We start from the raw sequence: 17819 nt of genomic DNA, 5'->3' as shown, positions 1-17819 counted from the left end.
TTTTACGCCATGGCCTTGTTGAGGTTCTCGGCGACCTTGTCGAGGAAGCCTTCGGTGGTCAGCCAGGATTGCTGGTCGCCGACCAGCAGGGCCAGGTCCTTGGTCATGAAGCCCGACTCGACGGTGTCGACGACGACCTTCTCGAGGGTGTCGGCGAAACGGTCCAGCTCGGCGTTGTTGTCCAGCTTGGCGCGGTGCTTGAAGCCGCGGGTCCAGGCGAAGATCGAGGCGATGGAGTTGGTCGAGGTGGCCTCGCCCTTCTGGTGCTGGCGATAGTGGCGGGTGACGGTGCCGTGGGCGGCCTCGGTCTCCATGACCTTGCCGTCCGGCGTCATCAGGACCGAGGTCATCAGGCCCAGCGAGCCGAAGCCCTGGGCGACGATGTCGGACTGGACGTCGCCGTCGTAGTTCTTGCACGCCCAGACGAAGCCGCCCGACCACTTGATGGCCGCGGCCACCATGTCGTCGATCAGGCGGTGCTCATAGGTCAGGCCGCGTTTCTTGAACTCCTCGGCGTATTCGGCGTCGAACACCTCCTGGAAGATGTCCTTGAAGCGGCCGTCATAGGCCTTGAGGATGGTGTTCTTGGTCGACAGATAGACCGGGTAGTTGCGCGCCAGGCCATAGCCGAACGAGGCATGGGCGAAGTCGCGGATCGAGGCATCGAGGTTGTACATGCCCATGGCGACGCCCGAGCCCGGCGACTTGAACACCTCGTGCTCGATCACCTTGCCGTCGTCGCCGACGAACTTGATCGACAGGGTGCCGGCGCCCGGCATCAGGAAGTCGGTGGCCTTGTACTGGTCGCCGAAGGCGTGACGGCCGACGACGATCGGCTGGGTCCAGCCCGGCACCAGACGCGGCACGTTCGAGCAGATGATCGGCTCGCGGAAGACCACGCCGCCCAGGATGTTGCGGATGGTGCCGTTCGGCGACTTCCACATCTTCTTCAGGCCGAATTCCTCGACCCGGGCCTCGTCGGGGGTGATGGTGGCGCACTTCACGCCGACGCCGTGCTTCTGGATGGCGTGGGCGGCGTCGATCGTCACCTGGTCGTCGGTGGCGTCGCGGTGTTCCATGCCCAGATCGTAATAGTCGAGCTCGAGGTCGAGGTAGGGGAAGACCAGCTTGTCCTTGATCATCTGCCAGATGATCCGGGTCATCTCGTCGCCGTCGATGTCCACGATGGGGTTGTCGACCTTGATCTTGGCCATGTGCGCTCTCTGTCTTTGCGGGAAGGAAATTTGTGGGGGCGGTATAGCGAGCCCCGCGCCCGCGCGAAACCCCGCCCTTGTGCCCGCGTTGTCGCTGCCTCACGGTGAAACCGCCGGATCGAAGGAGACCTCCCATGCGCCGAACACTGCTTGCGAGCCTCGGGGTCAGCCTGATCGCGCTGCTGGGGGCCTGTCAGGGCGAACCGGAGGGGCAAACCAACGCGGGCACCGAAGCCCCGGCGGACGGCGCGGCGGCGCCCTCGCCCACCCCCGCTGCGGCGACGGCCCGTCCGGAGACCAGGGCGTTTCGCGACTGGAGCGTGGTCTGTGGAAACGACGGTACCTGTACCGCCTTCGGCGGGATGGAGAGCGGCACAGGCTGGCTGCGGATCGTCATGCCCGCCGGACCGGAGGCAGTGCCAGTGGTCGAGATGGGGATGGGGATGAATGCCGAAATCCTCCAGCGCACGCTGACCCTCGACGGGCGCGCCTACGGACTGGATGTGAGGGACAACGTCGCCCGCGTCGCTGCCGAGCGGGCGCGCGCCCTGATCGCGGCCTTGGCGGGAGCCCGGACAGCTGCCATCGGCACCGGCGAGGATACCCTGGAATTCTCGGTCTCGGGCGTGTCCGCCGCCCTGCTCTGGATCGACGAACGGCAGGGGCGGCTGGATACGGTCACGGCCCTGATCCGCAAGGGCGATGCCCCGGCCGCACGGGTGCCCGCCGCGCCGGCCCTGCCGATCGTGACGCCTGCCCCCGCCGTCGCCCAGACCGGCATGAAAGAGGGCACGGCCCTGCCAGACGCCGTCGAGGCGATGGCCAGGGTCCGGGAATGCCGGGGCGATACGGACTTCAGCCCCGACTTCCAGTCGTCCACGCAGCAATACCGGCTGGATGCCGACACCGTGCTGTGGGGCGTGCCGTGTTTCATGGGGACCTATAACACCGGCTATCTCTATGCGCTGACGGACAGTGCCGGAGCGTCGCCCCGCATCGTCAGCCTGCCGACCACGGGCGAGGCGATGGAGACGCCGATCAACCCCGATTACGACCCGGCCACGCGGCGACTGTCGGCCTTTGGCAAGGGGCGCGGCATCGGCGATTGCGGCACGGTGCACGAGTGGGTCTGGACCGCGCGCGGCTTTGTGCTGGCGCGGGAAAGCGAGATGGAGCGCTGCTTCGGCGTGACGCCAGACCTGTGGCCGCTGACCTGGGACAGCCGCACCCCCGGATAGCGTGGGTATCAGATTCCGTCACAGCCCCTGTGTCCGGTGGCGGACTAATCTCGGGTCATGGGAGGCTTGACCATGACACCGACACCGATGCGTTTTGTGCGATCCAGGGCCACTGTGGCGCTGGCCGCCTGTGGCCTGCTGGCGTCCGCCTGTGCCAGTGACGATCCCCTGTCCGATCCGCTGTTCTGGCAGGGCGTGTCGATCGGCGCCGATCTGGTGGCGCTGGCGCTGATCCTCGACGCGGACTGCTATACCCGCATCGATGCGTGGGGGTATCCGTACCAGGTCTGCTACGGCGACCGGGATTACCGGGATCGCCCTCACCGGCCCCATCGCCCGCATCGCCCGCACCCGCCCCGACAGTGAACGGGAGACGACCATGACTGCCAGACGCCTGATGGTCCTGCTGGCCGGAAGTGCAGCCCTCGGCACCTCGGCCTGTTCGGACCCGGACATCATGGAGGGCATCCTGATGGGTCTCGAGGACGTCAACGCCCAGCTCGAGTGGGAAAACCGGAACTGCTACTACGCCAAACCGCCGGGCAATCCCTATGGCATCGAGCAGCGCTACTGCCCCGGAGACCTGAACTACTATCCGCCGGTCTATGTGGTCCCGGACTATGACCGCGATCATGACCGGCGGGATCGCCGCGACCGCCGCCGTCACCGGGACCACGACCGCGACCGCGACCACGGTCGGGACCGTGATCGCGATCGCGACGACTGAGGCCGGTCAGGCCTTCCGGGCCGCGACCCAGTCGGTGATGACCTCTTCCAGAACGGTCAGGGGCACGCCGCCGACCGCCAGACCCGTGTCGTGGAAGCCCTTGATGTCGAACCGGTCGCCCAGGGCGGCCTTGGCGTTCTCACGCAGGCGCACCCATTCGGTGTGGCCGATCTTGTAGGACGAGGCCTGGCCCGGCCAGACGGCGTAGCGTTCGACCTCGGTGGTCACGGCGCTTTCCTGATCGCCCAGCGTATCGACCATATAGCGGATCGCCTGTTCGCGGCTCCAGCGCTTGTGGTGGAGGCCGGAGTCGACCACCAGCCGGGTCGCGCGGAACATCAACGACTGCAGATAGCCGATCTGGCCCCAGGGATCGTCGGCGTAGACGCCCATCTCGTCGGCCAGCTGCTCGGCATACAGGCCCCAGCCCTCGGAATAGGCCGAGAAGCCGAGGATCTTGAGCAGCATGGGCGCGTCGTCATTCTCCTGCTGCAGGGCGATCTGGTGGTGATGGCCCGGCGATGCCTCGTGATAGGTCAGGGTCGGCAGGGTCCACTTCGGCCATTCGGCCGTGTCGCGCAGGTTGATGTAGTAGGCGCCGGGACGCGAACCATCCAGCGCCGGCCCCTGATAGTAGCCACCGGGCGCGCCCGCCTCGGTGAAGACCGGCACGCGGCGCACCTCGACCGGGCTCTTGGGAATGCGGCCGAAATAGTCGGGCAGCCGCGCCTGCATGTCCTGCATCTGCAGGTTCAGGTCGGCCAGCAGCTGCTCCTTGCCCGCATCGGTGTTGGGATAGATGAAGCGCTGGTCCTGGCTCATGGCGGCGATGCGCTGGCCCACCGTGCCCTGGGTCATGCCCTCGGCGCGCAGCAGGGCGTCGGCCCGGGCGGTCAGCTCGGCCACCTGCTCCAGGCCCATCTGGTGGACCTCCTCGCCCGTTATGGTGGTGGTGGTCGAATTGCGCAGGCCATAGCTGTACCAGGCCTCGCCGTCGGGAAGGCGCCACACACCCGCATCGTGCACGGCCCCGGCGCGGCGTGCCTTGAAGGCGTCGGCCTGGCGCAGCAGGGCGGGGTAGATTTCTCCGGCGACGATCCGTTCGGCGCGGGCAGCCCAGTCGCCGGCAATGCCCTTCTCCGACGTGCGGCGCTCGACCGAGGTGGTCATGATCGACTCGGCCGCCGGCGTGTCGTGCAGATTGGCCAGCTGCAGCAGGGTCTTGTCGATGACGAAGTCCGGCGGGACGGCCCCGGCGGCAAAGTCCGCCAGCATGCGCTCGGTTTCCTGGTCCAGCGCCGTCGGGAAGGCCGCGAGGCGCGCCAGATAAGCCTCGGCGTCCTCGGCCGTCTCGATCTGGTGCTGGCTGTCGAGGAAGTCGGGGATGTTCTGGTAGGCGCCGCCCAGCTGGTAGACGGTGTAGGGCGAATTGCCGGTCCCGTAGGGGAAGTCCTGACCGATCTGGACCGTCTCCCCGAAGAATTTCACGGTGTCGTAGTTGACCGCGTCGCGGCCGGTCAGGGCCGAACGGTCGATGGCGTTCAGCTCGTCGGCAAAGCGATTGAACTTGGCCTTGTCGGCCTCGATCTTCGCCTGGGAGCGATCATCCAGCTGGCTCCTGGCCGGGGCCAGCGCGCCCTTGTCGAGACCCAGAGACGTCAGGATTTCCGGCGAGGTCATGACCAGGTCCTGGAAGACCCGGTCCATCCAGCCGTTCAGTTCGGCCACGGGATCGGCGCCCGGCAGGGCGCGGGCCAGGGCCTGACCCGAGGCGGCGAGACCGGCGCCGGCAGCGGCGGCGGTCATGAGAAGGCGGCGACGGTCGATCATGGCGGGCTCCCTTTGGTCAGGCCGGGGCGCATAAGGGCATCGCACCCGCGATCCGGCAAGGGGGCGGCGCTATTCCGCGTGCAGGTGCTGTTTGACGCGCTCGGCCAGGGTCTTGATGTCGAGCGGCTTGGGCAGGAAGGAGACGCCCGCCTCGTCCTGCAACAGGTCGGAGAAGTCGCTCTCGGCATAGCCGGAGATGAACATGACCGGGATGTCGCCCAGGTAGGGGCGGGCCTTCTTGAGCAGGTTCGGGCCATCCAGACCCGGCATGATCACGTCCGAGATCATCATGTCGATCTGACCGGCATTCTCCTCGGCCAGCACCAGAGCCTCCTCGCCGTCGCCGGCCTCGATCACCTCATAGCCGCGCTGGCGCAGCAGGCGGGCGGCGATGCCGCGCACGGCGGCCTCGTCCTCGACGAACAGGATGCGACCGGCTCCGGACAGGTCGCGCGGCGCCTTGACCTTGACCTCGACCGGGGCGACGGCCTCCAGCTCGGCCGGAGCCGCAGCGGGCAGGAAGATGCGGAAGGCCGCACCCGCGCCATCGAGGTTGGTGACATTGATGTGGCCGCCCGCCTGTTCGACGATGCCGTAGACGGTCGCCAGACCCATGCCCGTGCCCTCATTGACCGCCTTGGTCGTGAAGAAAGGCTCGAAAATCTTGTCGAGGATTTCCGGCGGGACACCGGGGCCGGTGTCGGAGACCTCGATCAGGGCCACGTCGCTGTCGGGGGCCTCATGCCAGCCCATGCTGCGGGCTGCGTCGGCGGTCAGGCGCCGGGTGGTGATGGTGACCACGCCCGCGCCCGGCTCGACCACGCCGCGCATGGCGTCGCGTGCATTGACGGCCAGGTTCATGACGGCGGTTTCCAGCTGGCTCTTGTCGGCCAGCACCACCGGCAGGTCGCGGCCGTGGTCGGTCTCGAGCCGCACATCCTCGCGCAGCAGGCGCCGCAGCAGGACCGCGAACTCGCCGACCAGTTCGCCCAGATCCAGCCGCTCGCGCCGGACGGTCGACTTGCGCGAGAAGGCCAGCAGCTTGCGCACCAGATCGGCGGCCCGGATGGCCGTCTGGCGGATCTCGTTCAGTCCGTCATAGGACGGGTCGCCCACGGGGTGACGCTCCAGCAGGCCCGACAGCTGCAGCTGGATGGCGGTCAGCAGATTGTTGAAATCGTGCGCGACCCCGCCCGCGAGCTGACCCACGGCCTGCATCTTCTGGGCCTGCGACAGCTGCAGCTCCATCGATTTCTGGGCCGAGGCGTCGAACAGCCAGACGCGCCGGGCGTCATCCTCGGGCGCGACATAGAGGTGCAGGATGCGGTCGGGGTGGGCGCGGGCCACCAGTTCGATCGGCCCGGCCGACCCGGCGGCCAGACGGGTGCGCGCCTCGGCCACGCCCGCCGGATCGAACAGGTGCCCGAAGGCGGCGTCACGCGCCGAGGCCGGTCCCGTCAGAAGGGCGAGCGCCGCATTGGGCTGCTCGACGCGACCCGCGAACAGGTCGTCGTGGCGGATGATGGCCGAGCCGAACGGCGCACCGGCCGCCATGGCATGCCCCTCGCGCAGGGTGCCGGTGGTGCGGGGGCGGGCGGCTTCGGTGGTTTCCTGGACAGGGGATGGCGCCAGCAGGGTCTCGGGCGCCGAGCGGACCAGAAAACGGCCCGGCCCGGCGTAACCGATCAGGGCCTCGACGTCGCGACTGCCCAGCGCGATCAGGGCGCGGCCCTGTTCGCCGGAGCGGGCCTGGGCGAAGGCTGCATAGAGAGCCTGGGCCGCCTTGCCGCCCCGACGCGGCAGGCTGGAGGTGGCGCCATCGGCCTCGCTCCAGGCGGCGTTGTAGGCGAGCACACGTCCGTCCGACCATACGAGGGCGGCGGGCTCGGCCAGGGCGTCCAGCATTTCGACGGCCGTGTCGCCGGTCGGCTTGCGCGCTTCACTGCGGGTGAAGATCATCAGCCCGATCAGGGCCACGCCCCCCGCCGCCAGGATCAGGATCAGGCCGGGCGCGCTCAGCGGATTCGTGCGGAAGGCCGGATAGGCCATGGCCCCGACCACCAGCGCACAGCCGATCGCCATCAGCACAAGGGTCAGATCGATGGGCGCGCGTTGGGCCTGCGGCCGGGCCGGGGTGGTCATCCCGCTCTCTCCTGCGAGGCGAATCGCCTGTCCCCTTATGCCATATCCACCGCGTACGGACGTCACCCGCCTAGCGACGCCGCTTCTGGAAGACGAAGCCGATGACCTGAGCGGCGGCCTCGAAATGCTCGCGCGGGATGGTCTCGTCGACATCGACCGAGGCGTAGAGGGCGCGGGCGAGCGGCACATTCTCGACGATCGGCACATCGTGCTCGCGTGCCACCTCCCGAATCTTCATGGCGAGGGTGTCGACGCCCTTGGCCACGCAGACGGGGGCCGCATCGCCCTGGTCCGGCTCGTAGCGCAGGGCCACGGAATAGTGGGTCGGGTTGGTGACGATGACCGTGGCCTTGGGCACATTCTGCATCATGCGCTGGCGGCTGCGCTGGGCCCGGATCTGTTTCAGGCGCGCCTTGACGTGCGGGTCCCCCTCGGTCTGCTTGTAGTCTTCCTTCAGTTCCTCGCGGCTCATCCGCATGCGCTTGGCAAAGCGCATCTTCTGCCAGAGGAAGTCGGCGCCCGCCGTTACCGCCAGGAACAGCAGGGTCGCCACCATCAGCCACAGGGCCAGGTCCCGGGCGAAGGGCAGGATGCTGGCCGGGGACATCGCGGCCATGTTTTCCAGCTCGCGCAGGTGCGGCTTCAGCACCATCCAGCAGATGCCGATGACGGCAAGCAGCTTGATGAAGGTCTTGACGAAATTCATCAGGCCGTCGGGGCCGAAGATGCGCTTCACCCCCTCGATCGGGCTGAGCTTGCTCCATTTCGGCTTCAGCTTCTCGGCGCTGAACACCAGGCCCGACTGGGCCAGATTGCCACCGACGCCGCCCAGGATGACCGCCATCATCAGGGCACCGAGGAAGGGGGCCGCGGACCACAGGGCGCGGCTGCCGATCTCGACCCCGGCCCCTGCATCCAGCCCGCCCATCAGGGTGTGGGGCGAGGCGATGAAAGGCACGAGACTCTCGGCCAGCTGACCGGCGAAATGTCCGCCGGCCATCAGCAGGACGGCGGCGGCGCCCAGCAGGGAGAGGGCCGAGGCGACATCGGGCGATTTGGCGACGTCACCCTTTTTTCGCGCGTCCTCTAATTTTCGCGGGGTGGCTTCTTCTGTTTTGGACTCGGGATCCTGATCTTCAGCCACCGGCGCCTCCGGCGAAGATCTGGGCGAGGCTGCGATAGCGGTCGATGAAGACGGTGCCGACCACGCCGAGCGACAGGGTGAAGATGGACAGCCCCAGCAGGATGCTGAGCGGGGCCGTGGCGAAGAAGACCTGGAACTGAGGCATCACCCGCCCGACCAGCCCCGAGGCCAGGTTGAAGATGATGGCAAAGACGATCACCGGGGCCGCCAGCTGGACGCCCAGCATGAAGCTGTCGCCCAGGGTGCGGACCGCCAGCGTCGTGAAGTCGGCGGTCATCAGGGGACGGACCGGCGCGATCAGCTCATAGGACCCCGCCAGCCCGGCGAGGAACAGGTGGTGGGTATTGGTGGCGAACAGCAGGGTCACCCCGACCAGCGTCAGGAAGGCGGCGATGGTCGAGCCGGGCTGGGCCTGCAGCGGATTGGCGCTCTGGGAAAAGCTGAGCGTGGTCTGGAGCGAAACCACCTCGCCCGCCGTGGCGAGCGCCGTCATGAAGGCGCGCAGGATGGCCCCGATCATCAGTCCCGTGGCGACCTCGCGGATGACCCAGCCGGCCATGCCGCCGACGCTTTCGGGCAGGGCCGGCAGGACCGGCGCCACGACCGGCCAGACGACTAGGGTGATGACCAGCGCCAGCGACAGGCGGATGCGCGGCGGCACATAGGTCTCGCCGATGCCCGGCAGCAGCATGAGCACGGCGCCGAGGCGCGCGAAGACGAGGGCCGCGCCCCAGACCTGATCGGCGGTGGCGTAGCCGTCCACCCGGCTACATGCCTGCGATGCGGGCGGCGATCGTCTGCATGAAGCTGCCCAGCAGCGCCCCCATCATCGGCAGGAACAGCAGCAGGGCCACGAAGATGGCAAGGATCTTGGGCGCATAGACCAGGGTCTGTTCCTGGATCTGGGTCAGGGCCTGGAACAGGCCGATGCCGACACCGACCAGCAGGGCGACGATCAGGGCCGGCGCACACAGCTGGATGGTCAGCCACAGGGCGTCGCGCCCCACGTCCATGACCTCGGCACCATTCATGACTCAGACTCTCCGTACCGGTACGCGCACCCGGCAGAAAGTGCCGGGAGCGTGGTTAACACCGCCCTAACGAAGGCGCCGCTCCGGCTGGCCCCGCCCTTGCGTGAACGGGGACAAAGGAGCCACGACCATGCTGGAACGCTGGATTTCGACCCGAAACGAGACAACTCCGATCGCGCGCGGCGGATGGCTGGACGCGATCCGTTTCATCGTGGCCTTCCTGATCATCCTGCATCACTTCCAGGGGGCCGGGCCGATCGCGCTGGCCGAGAGCCTGCACCCGGCGTTCGAGCACACGGGCTTTCTGCTGACCAATCTGTTCCTGATCGACAGCGGCTATGTGCTGATGCGGCTGTATTCGCGAAGCGTCGCTTCGGGCGATGTAAGCCCGGCTGACTTCCTGACGCGGCGGGTGCTGCGCGTCGTGCCGGCGCATCTGATGATGGGGCTGGCGCTGGTCGCCCTGGTGGTCGGCAGCGGTCTGGTCGGACTGGCGCCGCGCAACCCGGAATGGTTCCTGTGGAGCCAGCTGCCCGCGCAGCTGGGACTGGTGCAGGCGTTCGGCATTCCCGGCGGTCTGGGCTGGAACGCGCCCACCTGGTCGATCTCGGCCCTGATCGGCTGCTATCTGGCGTTTCCTTGGATCGTGCGCGGCTGTGCCCGGCTGGGGCCATGGACCTGGCTGGTGCTGGGCATTTCCGCCTATCTGGTCGCCAACCAGCTGGCGCACGCCCTGCTGGGCTATCCGGTCTATCAGATGCCGATGAAGTTCGGCTTCTTCCGCGCCCTGCCGCTGTTCTTCCTGGGCATGGCGCTGGCCGCCTTCGCGCACCGGGTCTGGATCAATCCGAAGCTGGCGGGCTGGGTCGGCATCCTGGCCACTGTCGGTCTGGTGGCCCTGCAGTTCTACGGCAAGAACGCCCTGCCCAGTCTGGTGATGATCTCGCTGATCATCCTCGCGGCCGGCGCCATGCCGGTGCGGCGGCCGTCGCGGCTGGTCGAGCGGGCCGCGCTGGTGTCGTTCTCGATGTTCATCAGCAATGAGGTGGTGCGCATCGCCTGGTTCGGCGTGGCCAATGTCGCCATTGCGCGCCTGAACCTGTCAGAGCCGGTGCAGTGGGCGATCTGGGCCATGGGCGTGGCGCTGGCGGTGGCCTTCGCCTTTGCCTTCCACCACATGGTCGACGGCCCGCTGCAGGACTGGCTGAAGGCGCGTACCCGCGGACGGCGCCAGCCGGCGCCCGCCCCCGTCAGATCGGCATACGCATGATTTCCTGATAGGCCTGGATCATCTGGTCGCGCACCGCCATGGCGGTTTCCAGTGAGGCCTCGGCCGAGCTGATGGCGGTGACCACATCGATCAGACTGCCCTGCCCCTGGACCATCTGGGTCATCTGGGTCTCGGCGGCACGGGTCTGGGTCGTCGCGCTGGCGATGACGTTCTGGACCAGATCGGAAAAGCCGGGCCCGTCGGTCGGACCGGCCGCCCCGCCGGGGTTGACCGAACCGGCGCCCTGGATGGCCTGATAGGCGCGTGCGGCGGCAAGCGGGTTCATAGCAGCCTATCCCCTACTTCTTCAGGATCTCGAGCAGGCGGCTCTCCATGGCGCGCGCCGTCTCGATGATATTGAGGTTGGCCTCATAGGCGCGCTGGGCCTCGCGCATATCCATGGCCTCGACCAGGGTGTTGACGTTCGGCCGCATCACATAGCCGTCGGCATTGGCCGCCGGATGGGAGGGGTCGTACTCCATCTTGAAGTCGCTTTGGTCCGGCCGCACTTCGGCCAGCACCACGCCGGTCGCACCATCGACCGTGCGCGACTGGAAGACCGGCACCTGACGACGGTAGGGCTGGCCGCCCGCGACGGGCGAGGTCGAGTCGGCGTTGGCGATGTTCTCGGCGATCACGCGCATGCGCGACTGCTGGGCCTTCATGGCACCGGCGGCGACGGCCATGGCGGGATTTCTGGGGGGAACGGGATCGGGCATGGCTCAATCGTCCTTCAGCACGGGATCAGCGGCCCGGCGGCCGCGCGGCCATCCGCAGCATGGTCATAGACTTCTGATAGAAGCCGATGGCCGCCTCATAGGCCATGCGGCTTTCGGTCATCTTCAGCATCTGCTCCTCGACCACCACGGCATTGCCGTCGAGCGTGGTCTCCGAGTCGGGGGCCTCGACCGCGGCATAGCGGGCGGCCGGCGACGGCGGGGCGATGTGTCCGGCCTGGGTCCGGGCCAGGGTGACCGGCCCGGCGCTCATGGCGGCCGAGAAGTCCTTTGGCAAAGCCAGGTCGCGCGCCACATAGCCGGGCGTGTCAGAGTTGGCGACGTTCTGGGCGATGACACGCTGGCGTTCGTCCAGCCAGGTCAGTCGCCCCTTGATCTGGTTCAGCAGGGGCAGGTCGGCCACACCCATGTCGGCCTCCTTGAGGGTCAGGGCCCCGCGAGACTGCGGGCTGGGCATAAACTGCCGCCTGCATGGTTAATCACGGGTTATCTAAACGCGACGTTAACCCTCACGGTTAACCTTTGGCGCCGACCCGCGAGTGCGGGCGTGTCGATTCGAGCCGCCATGTCCTTCCTTGATCTTGCCCGGGCGATCTTCGGCCTGGCCTTCACCCTGGGGCTGATCGGCCTGGCTGCCTGGGCCGGGCGCCGCTATGCGCCGCAGCTGCTGGCCCGCTTCGGGGCCGAGCGGGGCGAACGCCGCCTGAAGGTGGTCGAGACCCTGGTGCTGGACCCCGCCCGCCGGCTGGTGCTGGTCCGCGTGGACCAGGAAGAGCGGCTGATCCTGCTGGGCGAAGGGCGCGAACTGATCGAACCGCGCCAGAGCAGCCCCTATTCGTCGGGACCGCAGGCGTGAGCCGCGCCGCGGCCCGCCCGGCCCTGTTCGTCCTGCCGAACCGGCAGGAGCTGAAGCGTGCCGCCCTGCTCTCGCTGCTGGCGACGCTGGCCTCGCTGATCTGGCCGGTTGCGGCGCTGGCGCAGGAAGTGGCCTCGGGCAGTGCCATCAATATCGATCTGGGCACCGGCGCCGGCCTGACCGAGCGGGTCGTCCAGCTGGTCGGCCTGATGACCGTGTTGTCGCTGGCGCCGTCGATCGTCATCATGACGACCAGCTTCGTGCGGATTGTCGTGGTGCTGTCCCTGCTGCGCACGGCGCTGGGCATGCAGCAGTCGCCGCCCAATGCCGTGCTGGTCTCCCTGGCCCTGTTTCTGAGCGCCATCGTCATGGCCCCGACCTGGCAGGCGGCCTATGATTCGGGCATCCGGCCCTTGCTGGATCAGGAGATGGAGCTGCCGCAGGCCTTCGATGCGGCCTCCGAGCCCGTAAAAATTTTCATGCTGTCGCAGGTCGATGAAGGCGACCTCGCGCTGTTCACCCGCCTGTCGGACATCGAACGCCCGGAAACCGCAGCCGACATACCGCTCCGGGTGGTCACCCCCGCCTTTATGATCAGTGAGCTGAAGCGGGCCTTTGAGATCGGATTTCTTCTTTTTGTTCCGTTCCTTGTGATCGATCTGGTGGTCGCCAGCGTGCTCATGTCCATGGGTATGATGATGCTGCCGCCGGTGGTGATTTCCCTGCCGTTCAAGCTGATCTTTTTCGTGCTGGTAGACGGCTGGCGGCTGGTCGCGGGCAGTCTGGTGGAGAGCTTCCAGAGGGCCTCCGGCGCGGGCTGACAGGCTTTCATCCACAGGCGATGAAGCCCCCCCTGACTTGCAAAGTCGCCGGAAACGCGCGTTGATCGGGCCGTCATCGCCCGCAGCGGGCGAAAAAATGGAAACGACCCGAATGACCACTCAAGCTGAACTGATCGCCGCCGTCGCAAAGGATGCCGGTGTTTCCCAGGCCGATGCCGGCCGTGTCCTGTCCGCTATCGTGGACAACATTCACAAGAGCCTGAAGAACGGCGACGACGTCCGTATCTCGAACTTCGGCGTGTTCGACACCGCGGCCCGCGCCGCGCGCGAAGGCCGTAACCCGGCCACCGGCGCCACCATCAAGATCCCGGCCTCCAAGGCGGTGCGCTTCCGCGTGTCCAAGCCGCTCAAGGATGCGGTGAACAGCTAAGTCCGACCTTCGGACCTGTTAACCGGCGGCGGCGGGGGCAACCTCGCCGCCGTCTTCGTTTCTGAAGCGACCCTTCATGCGTTCGACCCAGCCGGTGAAGGTGTCGGTGCGGGCGGCCAGCGCGGCGATCTCGCGCACGGTGGCGGCGTCCTCGATGCCGTTCAGGCCGGCCAGCGCCACCCTGAGGGCATCCGGCGACCGGGCCTTTTCGATGAAGGGCGACCAGTTGGCCGACAGACGCGACAGGGCGGCGTCGTCCTCCGCAAGGGAGTAGGCGACCGCGGCGCGCAGCAGGCGGTTTTCCTCATCGCGGGTCAGCGGCGTGTCCGTGTCGGTGTGGCGGGTGCCCAGACCCTGCTCATAGAGGGCGCCGGCCTCGCCCCATTTTTCCTGCTTCCAGTAGATCTCGGCCCGGGTGGAATTGGCCTCGGCGCTCGTATCCTTGCCCAGCACCTCAAGCGCGTGATCGAACCGGCCGAGGCCCAGCAGGGCGCGGGCCTCCAGAACGCGGCGTTCGGACGCCAGCGGCGTAGGCAGCAGGGTGGTGCGGGTGGCCCACAGGGTCTGGAGCGCGGCCTCGGGCTGGCGGTCCATCAGATAGACGGCGGCCAGGTCGGCAGCGACCGAGGCCTGGGCCACGCCCTCCAGCCGGTTCTCGACCTGGTGCTTCAGCAGCTCGGCGGCCTGGTCCAGCAGGTCGACGTCGATCAGGCGACGGGCCAGACGGCGCACCATCTCGTCGCCGTCGGCCCCGATCGGGGTCAGCTCGCGGAAATCATAGAACAGGCCCAGCGCCTGGATCGGCGGCATGCCGTCGGCGCCGCCCTCAAGGAACAGGGCCCGGAAGACCCTGGCCAGATCCGCCTGCAGGGCTGCGGCGCCGGGCAGGCGCGACAGGCGTGAGCCGGCGCTGCGCAGCGCGGTCAGGGCCTCCCGGTACATGCCCTGGGACATGTAGAGTTCGCTGAGGGTGCGGATCACCTCCAGCTCGGTGGCATCGCCCCGCCAGCGCCAGCGCAGCCCCTCGAGCTGTTTTGCGGCCTCGACGGGCGAGAGGGTCTTGCGCGCCAGTTCGATGCGGACGGCCTCCAGCCGGGCGGGCACGGCCACCTGGTCCAGCGGGGCCCGGCCGACGGCCTTGTAGACCGCGAGCGCCCGGTCGGTCTGTCCCTGGAGCTGGAACAGGTGGGCCTGGACCAGCCGCACCGACAGCTGCTCGCTGGCGGGCAGGTCCTGGCTGAGGGCATAGGCGATCAGGGCCCGGGCGGCCTCGATATCGCCGGTCTGGAGGGCGGCCTCGGCGTGGGCGGCACCAAAGCGGGCGCGCCAGACCGGGGGAAAGTCGTCGATGACGCGCGAGGCCTTGGCGAAGGATTCGCGGGCGCCGGTCCAGTCGCCCTGCTGGACCGCCAGATAGCCGCGCCAGGCATGGGCCGACGGATCGTTGGCGAGGGCGGCTCCCGCAAGATCGACGGCGGCATCATCGGTGCGACCGATGGCGATGCGGGCGGCCGCCCGAAGGCCCCGGACCTCGGCTTCGCCCAGCATGCCGGGGGAGGTATCGACAATGGCGTTCAGGACGCCGATCGCCTCATAGTGCAGGCCCGAGCCGATCAGGAAGCGGGCCAGCGCCAGCCGCGCCTCGACCGGAGCGCGGGGATTGCCGCCGGCGGCCTGGGCTTCCTCGGCCGCACCCTGTTGCAGGCGCCGGTGGGTGCCGATGAAGCCGTCCTCGCCCGTGTGGGCCCATTCCTCAAGGATCAGGGCCGGGAAGTCGGCCTTCTTCGGGGTGTCTTCGGCGAGGGACGCGGTCTCGAGCGCGGCCGAAGGGGGTGACAGGGTCAGGCCGCCCGGGCGGCTGATGCGCACGCGGTCGCCCGACGCCTCGATCTTCAGATCATCGGTCGGGGTCTCGATGCCCAGCCCCTGGGCTGAAGGCAGCACGGTCAGGTCGACCGTCTGGCGGCGACCGCCAAAGCCCTTGCCCGGCGCCAGGGCGGTGACGGCGGCAAAGCGATCCCCGACCAGCGGGTCGGTCAGCCAGATGGCCTGGGTGGCGCCCGCCATGGTCAGGACGAGGGCGGGACGGCCCTCCTCGTCGCGATCCACACGGACGCCGCCGGCGGGCACGGCGCGGGTGCCGAGGGTGACGGTCCAGACGCTGCCCTGACCCGAGGCGCCGACCTGCAGGTTGCGGGGCGCGTCGATGCGGATGGAGGTGTAGTCAGGGCCGCGCGCCCAGCGGGCCTCGCCTGCCGGACCCAGATCCTTCGCACCGGGCATGTCGAGACTGGCGGCCTGATCGAAGACGATCCAGACCGCCTCGCCCCGACGGAAGACGGCGGCGCCGACGGGCCGGTCCCAGGTGAAGGTCAGGGTGACGGAATCGGCCGAGGGCGCGGCGCGCACGCCGACCGTGGCCGTGCCCTGCTGCGCAGCGGGCGCCGGGGTCTCGCCGGGGCGGTAGAGATTGACCCAGACGGCGCCGTCGGCCTGGCCCTGGGTGGCGGTCGCCCCCTCGGCCAGCGTCAGGACCAGTTCGGTACCGTTCTGGACAGCGCGGGTCTCGACCGAGCTGAGGCCTGCGGGTGGATCGACTTTCAGGCGGGAAATGTCCGGCGCCGCCGTGGTGCCGACCCGCACGACCACCGTGCGGCCGTCGATGCTGACGCGCGAGCGGGCCCCGACCACGCCGGCGAATTCGATACGGGTATAGGCCTCGGTGGTGCCGATCCGGATGGCCAGCGGCTCGGTGACCGCAGAGGCGGGCGCTTCCTGGGCCACCCCCATCAACGGGGCAAGCGCAACCGATCCCGCGGCGGCAAGCGCCACGGTCGACCGCAGGACGCCCTTGGTGGCCTTGGTTCCGGACATGGTGCGCCACACTCGCAACAAGGCGTTGCTTCACGGTTAACGGTTCCTGACCCGGACCCCGCCCCGGCATGCGACACCGCGCCGGGGTTGCCGCCCCCGCTGAGGCGGCGCAAGTAGCCCGCAGAGAGGACCCACCATGACCCCGACCGAAACCACCGCCGAAGCGCCTGAACGGGCCGATATGTGGAAGGTGGTGCTGCGCTGCCGCTGCCCCCGGTGCGGGGACGGCCCGCTGCTGAAGGGGTATCTGAGTGTGCGGGAGTCCTGCCCCGCCTGTGGACTGGACTTTGGCTTTGCCGATCCGGCGGACGGCCCGGCCTTTTTCGTCATGTCGATCGTCGGCGTGCTGGGCATGATTGCCCTGATGGCGCTGGAGCTGGGCGTGCACCCGCCCATCTGGGTGCACCTGCTGGTGACCCTGCCGCTGATCCTGATCCTGAGCCTGGGCAGTCTGAGGCCGTTCAAGGCCTGGCTGGTCGCCGAGCAGTATGCCCGCAAGGCCGCCCCGCCCGAGTTTTCGAGCATCGGCGGGCATGGCGAAGGGTCGCGCTGGCGCGAGCGTCGCCGCTAGATCTGCGATCCGGGGATCGCGATGGAGGCCTGACCCGGAATCGAACCGGGGTGCACGGATTTGCAGTCCGCTGCGTAACCACTCCGCCATCAGGCCATGATGCGGGCAGGCCGCACCACAAGATCGCGAGGCGCGTTCGCTATCAGATCGGATTGTCCCCCGCAACGCACACTCCTATAAGCGGCCCAAGTTTTCTTCAGGCTTCTCTTCGGGATCGACGCAGGCATGGACTTCCAGACGGCACGCAAGGCGATGGTGGACAGTCAGGTCCGCGTGAATGACGTCACCGACCGCAGCCTCCAGGCGGCCCTGATGACGGTGCCGCGCGAGACGCTGTGCGCCCCCGACCGGGCCTTTGCCGCCTATGCCGACGCCGAGGTTCCGGTCACCGCGACCCGCCGGCTGATGCTGCCGCGCGACCTGTCGAAACTGCTGATGGCCGCCGCGCCCAGGCCGCTGGAACGGGCCTTGGTCATGGCGGGTGGCTATGCCGCCGCCGTGCTGGCGGAAATGGGCCTCGACGTGACCCTGCAGGACTCGGACGCCGAAGCCCTGGCCCTGTCGAAGGCGACCCTGGAGACGGCGGGCGTGACGCTGGTCGAGGCCGCGCTGGACCGTCCGCAGGGCGAGGGCTGGGACCTGATCGTGTCGGAAGCCGCCGTGCCGGTTCGCCCCGACGCCTGGCTGGACGCGCTGAAGGTCGGCGGTCGCGCCGTTCTGGTGGAGCGTACCGGACCGGTCGGCAAGGCCATGCTGCACGTCCGCACGGAAGACGGCTGGTCGCGACGCCAGCTGTTCGACGCCACCCCGCCGGTTCTGGAGGAACTGCGGCCCGAGCCGGCCTTCAACCTCTGACATCCCGTGCGGCGACGGAATGCGCCGGGTGCCGCGTGAAAAAAACTTAACTGGCGTCGGGCACAACGATCTCGCACTACGCTCGTCACCGAGAATGACACGATGCGGCCCAACCGCG

General features: G+C 68.5%; 19 protein-coding genes and 1 tRNA gene. 9 read left to right on the top strand and 11 right to left on the bottom strand.

Annotated elements, in window-relative coordinates; genetic code table 11:
- Positions 1 to 2 precede the first annotated feature (2 nt).
- Positions 3 to 1214 carry an NADP-dependent isocitrate dehydrogenase gene (locus tag J7346_RS04885; protein WP_209118333.1) on the bottom strand — a complete coding sequence of 404 codons (1212 nt, stop codon included), beginning with the start codon at positions 1212 to 1214 and terminating at the stop codon, positions 3 to 5.
- Between the two features lie 134 nt (positions 1215 to 1348).
- On the opposite strand from J7346_RS04885, the gene J7346_RS04880 reads away from it, so the two are divergent.
- The 3 genes from J7346_RS04880 (at position 1349) to J7346_RS04870 (ending at position 3179) form a co-directional block, all read left to right on the top strand.
- Positions 1349 to 2452 (top strand): DUF1176 domain-containing protein, encoded by a 1104-nt coding sequence (locus J7346_RS04880; RefSeq protein WP_209118331.1) that lies wholly within the window; start codon positions 1349 to 1351, stop codon positions 2450 to 2452.
- Positions 2453 to 2524: 72 nt separating this feature from the next.
- On the top strand, positions 2525 to 2818 hold the full coding sequence (locus J7346_RS04875) for a hypothetical protein (protein WP_209118329.1): 294 nt from the start codon (positions 2525 to 2527) through the stop codon (positions 2816 to 2818).
- Between the two features lie 13 nt (positions 2819 to 2831).
- Entirely contained in the window at positions 2832 to 3179 is a 348-nt protein-coding gene (locus tag J7346_RS04870; RefSeq protein WP_209118327.1) for a hypothetical protein, read from the top strand.
- A gap of 6 nt (positions 3180 to 3185) precedes the next feature.
- Here J7346_RS04870 and J7346_RS04865 read toward each other — a convergent pair whose 3' ends face one another.
- The 5 genes from J7346_RS04865 to fliQ form a co-directional block, all read right to left on the bottom strand.
- On the bottom strand, positions 3186 to 5009 hold the full coding sequence (locus J7346_RS04865; RefSeq protein WP_209118325.1) for a DUF885 family protein: 1824 nt from the start codon (positions 5007 to 5009) through the stop codon (positions 3186 to 3188).
- Positions 5010 to 5078: 69 nt separating this feature from the next.
- Positions 5079 to 7151 (bottom strand): ATP-binding protein, encoded by a 2073-nt coding sequence (locus tag J7346_RS04860; RefSeq protein WP_209118323.1) that lies wholly within the window; start codon positions 7149 to 7151, stop codon positions 5079 to 5081.
- Positions 7152 to 7221: 70 nt separating this feature from the next.
- Positions 7222 to 8295 (bottom strand): flagellar biosynthesis protein FlhB, encoded by a 1074-nt coding sequence (gene flhB / locus J7346_RS04855; RefSeq protein WP_209118321.1) that lies wholly within the window; start codon positions 8293 to 8295, stop codon positions 7222 to 7224.
- The gene (gene fliR / locus J7346_RS04850; protein ID WP_209118319.1) at positions 8288 to 9058 is read right to left on the bottom strand and encodes a flagellar biosynthetic protein FliR; all 771 of its coding nucleotides are present in this window, start codon (positions 9056 to 9058) and stop codon (positions 8288 to 8290) included. The genes flhB and fliR overlap by 8 nt, the downstream gene beginning before the upstream one ends.
- Positions 9059 to 9062: 4 nt before the next feature.
- Complete coding sequence (gene fliQ, locus J7346_RS04845; RefSeq protein WP_209118317.1) at positions 9063 to 9326, bottom strand: flagellar biosynthesis protein FliQ; 264 nt, start codon at positions 9324 to 9326, stop codon at positions 9063 to 9065.
- A gap of 130 nt (positions 9327 to 9456) precedes the next feature.
- On the opposite strand from fliQ, the gene J7346_RS04840 reads away from it, so the two are divergent.
- The gene (locus tag J7346_RS04840) at positions 9457 to 10596 is read left to right on the top strand and encodes an acyltransferase (protein WP_209118315.1); all 1140 of its coding nucleotides are present in this window, start codon (positions 9457 to 9459) and stop codon (positions 10594 to 10596) included.
- Here J7346_RS04840 and fliE read toward each other — a convergent pair.
- From fliE to J7346_RS04825, 3 genes are read right to left on the bottom strand one after another with little or no spacing between them, the layout of a single operon-like run.
- Positions 10577 to 10882 (bottom strand): flagellar hook-basal body complex protein FliE, encoded by a 306-nt coding sequence (gene fliE, locus J7346_RS04835; protein WP_209118313.1) that lies wholly within the window; start codon positions 10880 to 10882, stop codon positions 10577 to 10579. The two genes, J7346_RS04840 and fliE, sit on opposite strands and share 20 nt — an antisense overlap.
- A 13-nt stretch (positions 10883 to 10895) precedes the next feature.
- Positions 10896 to 11282, bottom strand: coding sequence for a flagellar basal body rod protein FlgC (gene flgC, locus J7346_RS04830; protein WP_209118609.1), 387 nt, complete (start codon positions 11280 to 11282; stop codon positions 10896 to 10898).
- A 58-nt stretch (positions 11283 to 11340) separates the two neighbouring features.
- Complete coding sequence (locus tag J7346_RS04825) at positions 11341 to 11742, bottom strand: flagellar basal body protein (RefSeq protein ID WP_209118607.1); 402 nt, start codon at positions 11740 to 11742, stop codon at positions 11341 to 11343.
- Positions 11743 to 11898: 156 nt separating this feature from the next.
- Here J7346_RS04825 and J7346_RS04820 point away from each other — a divergent pair, with 156 nt between their 5' ends.
- The 3 genes from J7346_RS04820 (at position 11899) to J7346_RS04810 (ending at position 13401) form a co-directional block, all read left to right on the top strand.
- Complete coding sequence (locus J7346_RS04820) at positions 11899 to 12189, top strand: flagellar biosynthetic protein FliO (RefSeq protein ID WP_209118311.1); 291 nt, start codon at positions 11899 to 11901, stop codon at positions 12187 to 12189.
- 23 nt (positions 12190 to 12212) lie between these two features.
- Complete coding sequence (gene fliP, locus J7346_RS04815; RefSeq protein ID WP_209118605.1) at positions 12213 to 13010, top strand: flagellar type III secretion system pore protein FliP; 798 nt, start codon at positions 12213 to 12215, stop codon at positions 13008 to 13010.
- 112 nt (positions 13011 to 13122) lie between these two features.
- Complete coding sequence (locus J7346_RS04810) at positions 13123 to 13401, top strand: HU family DNA-binding protein (RefSeq protein WP_209118309.1); 279 nt, start codon at positions 13123 to 13125, stop codon at positions 13399 to 13401.
- A gap of 18 nt (positions 13402 to 13419) precedes the next feature.
- Here J7346_RS04810 and J7346_RS04805 read toward each other — a convergent pair whose 3' ends face one another.
- The gene (locus J7346_RS04805; protein WP_209118307.1) at positions 13420 to 16275 is read right to left on the bottom strand and encodes a hypothetical protein; all 2856 of its coding nucleotides are present in this window, start codon (positions 16273 to 16275) and stop codon (positions 13420 to 13422) included.
- Between the two features lie 136 nt (positions 16276 to 16411).
- On the opposite strand from J7346_RS04805, the gene J7346_RS04800 reads away from it, so the two are divergent.
- Positions 16412 to 16846 (top strand): DUF983 domain-containing protein, encoded by a 435-nt coding sequence (locus J7346_RS04800; protein ID WP_348521452.1) that lies wholly within the window; start codon positions 16412 to 16414, stop codon positions 16844 to 16846.
- Positions 16847 to 16868: 22 nt separating this feature from the next.
- Here the strand turns inward: J7346_RS04800 and J7346_RS04795 are convergent.
- Positions 16869 to 16942 (bottom strand) — tRNA-Cys (locus J7346_RS04795).
- 129 nt (positions 16943 to 17071) lie between these two features.
- Between J7346_RS04795 and J7346_RS04790 the strand changes: the two genes are divergently transcribed.
- On the top strand, positions 17072 to 17701 hold the full coding sequence (locus J7346_RS04790; protein WP_209118305.1) for a protein-L-isoaspartate O-methyltransferase: 630 nt from the start codon (positions 17072 to 17074) through the stop codon (positions 17699 to 17701).
- Positions 17702 to 17819 lie beyond the last annotated feature (118 nt).

The sequence above is a fragment of the Brevundimonas sp. A19_0 genome, from assembly GCF_017744255.1.
Taxonomy (GTDB): domain Bacteria; phylum Pseudomonadota; class Alphaproteobacteria; order Caulobacterales; family Caulobacteraceae; genus Brevundimonas.
The sequence above is the reverse complement of the archived record's forward strand: the minus strand, read 5'-3'. Positions and strand labels throughout refer to the sequence as shown.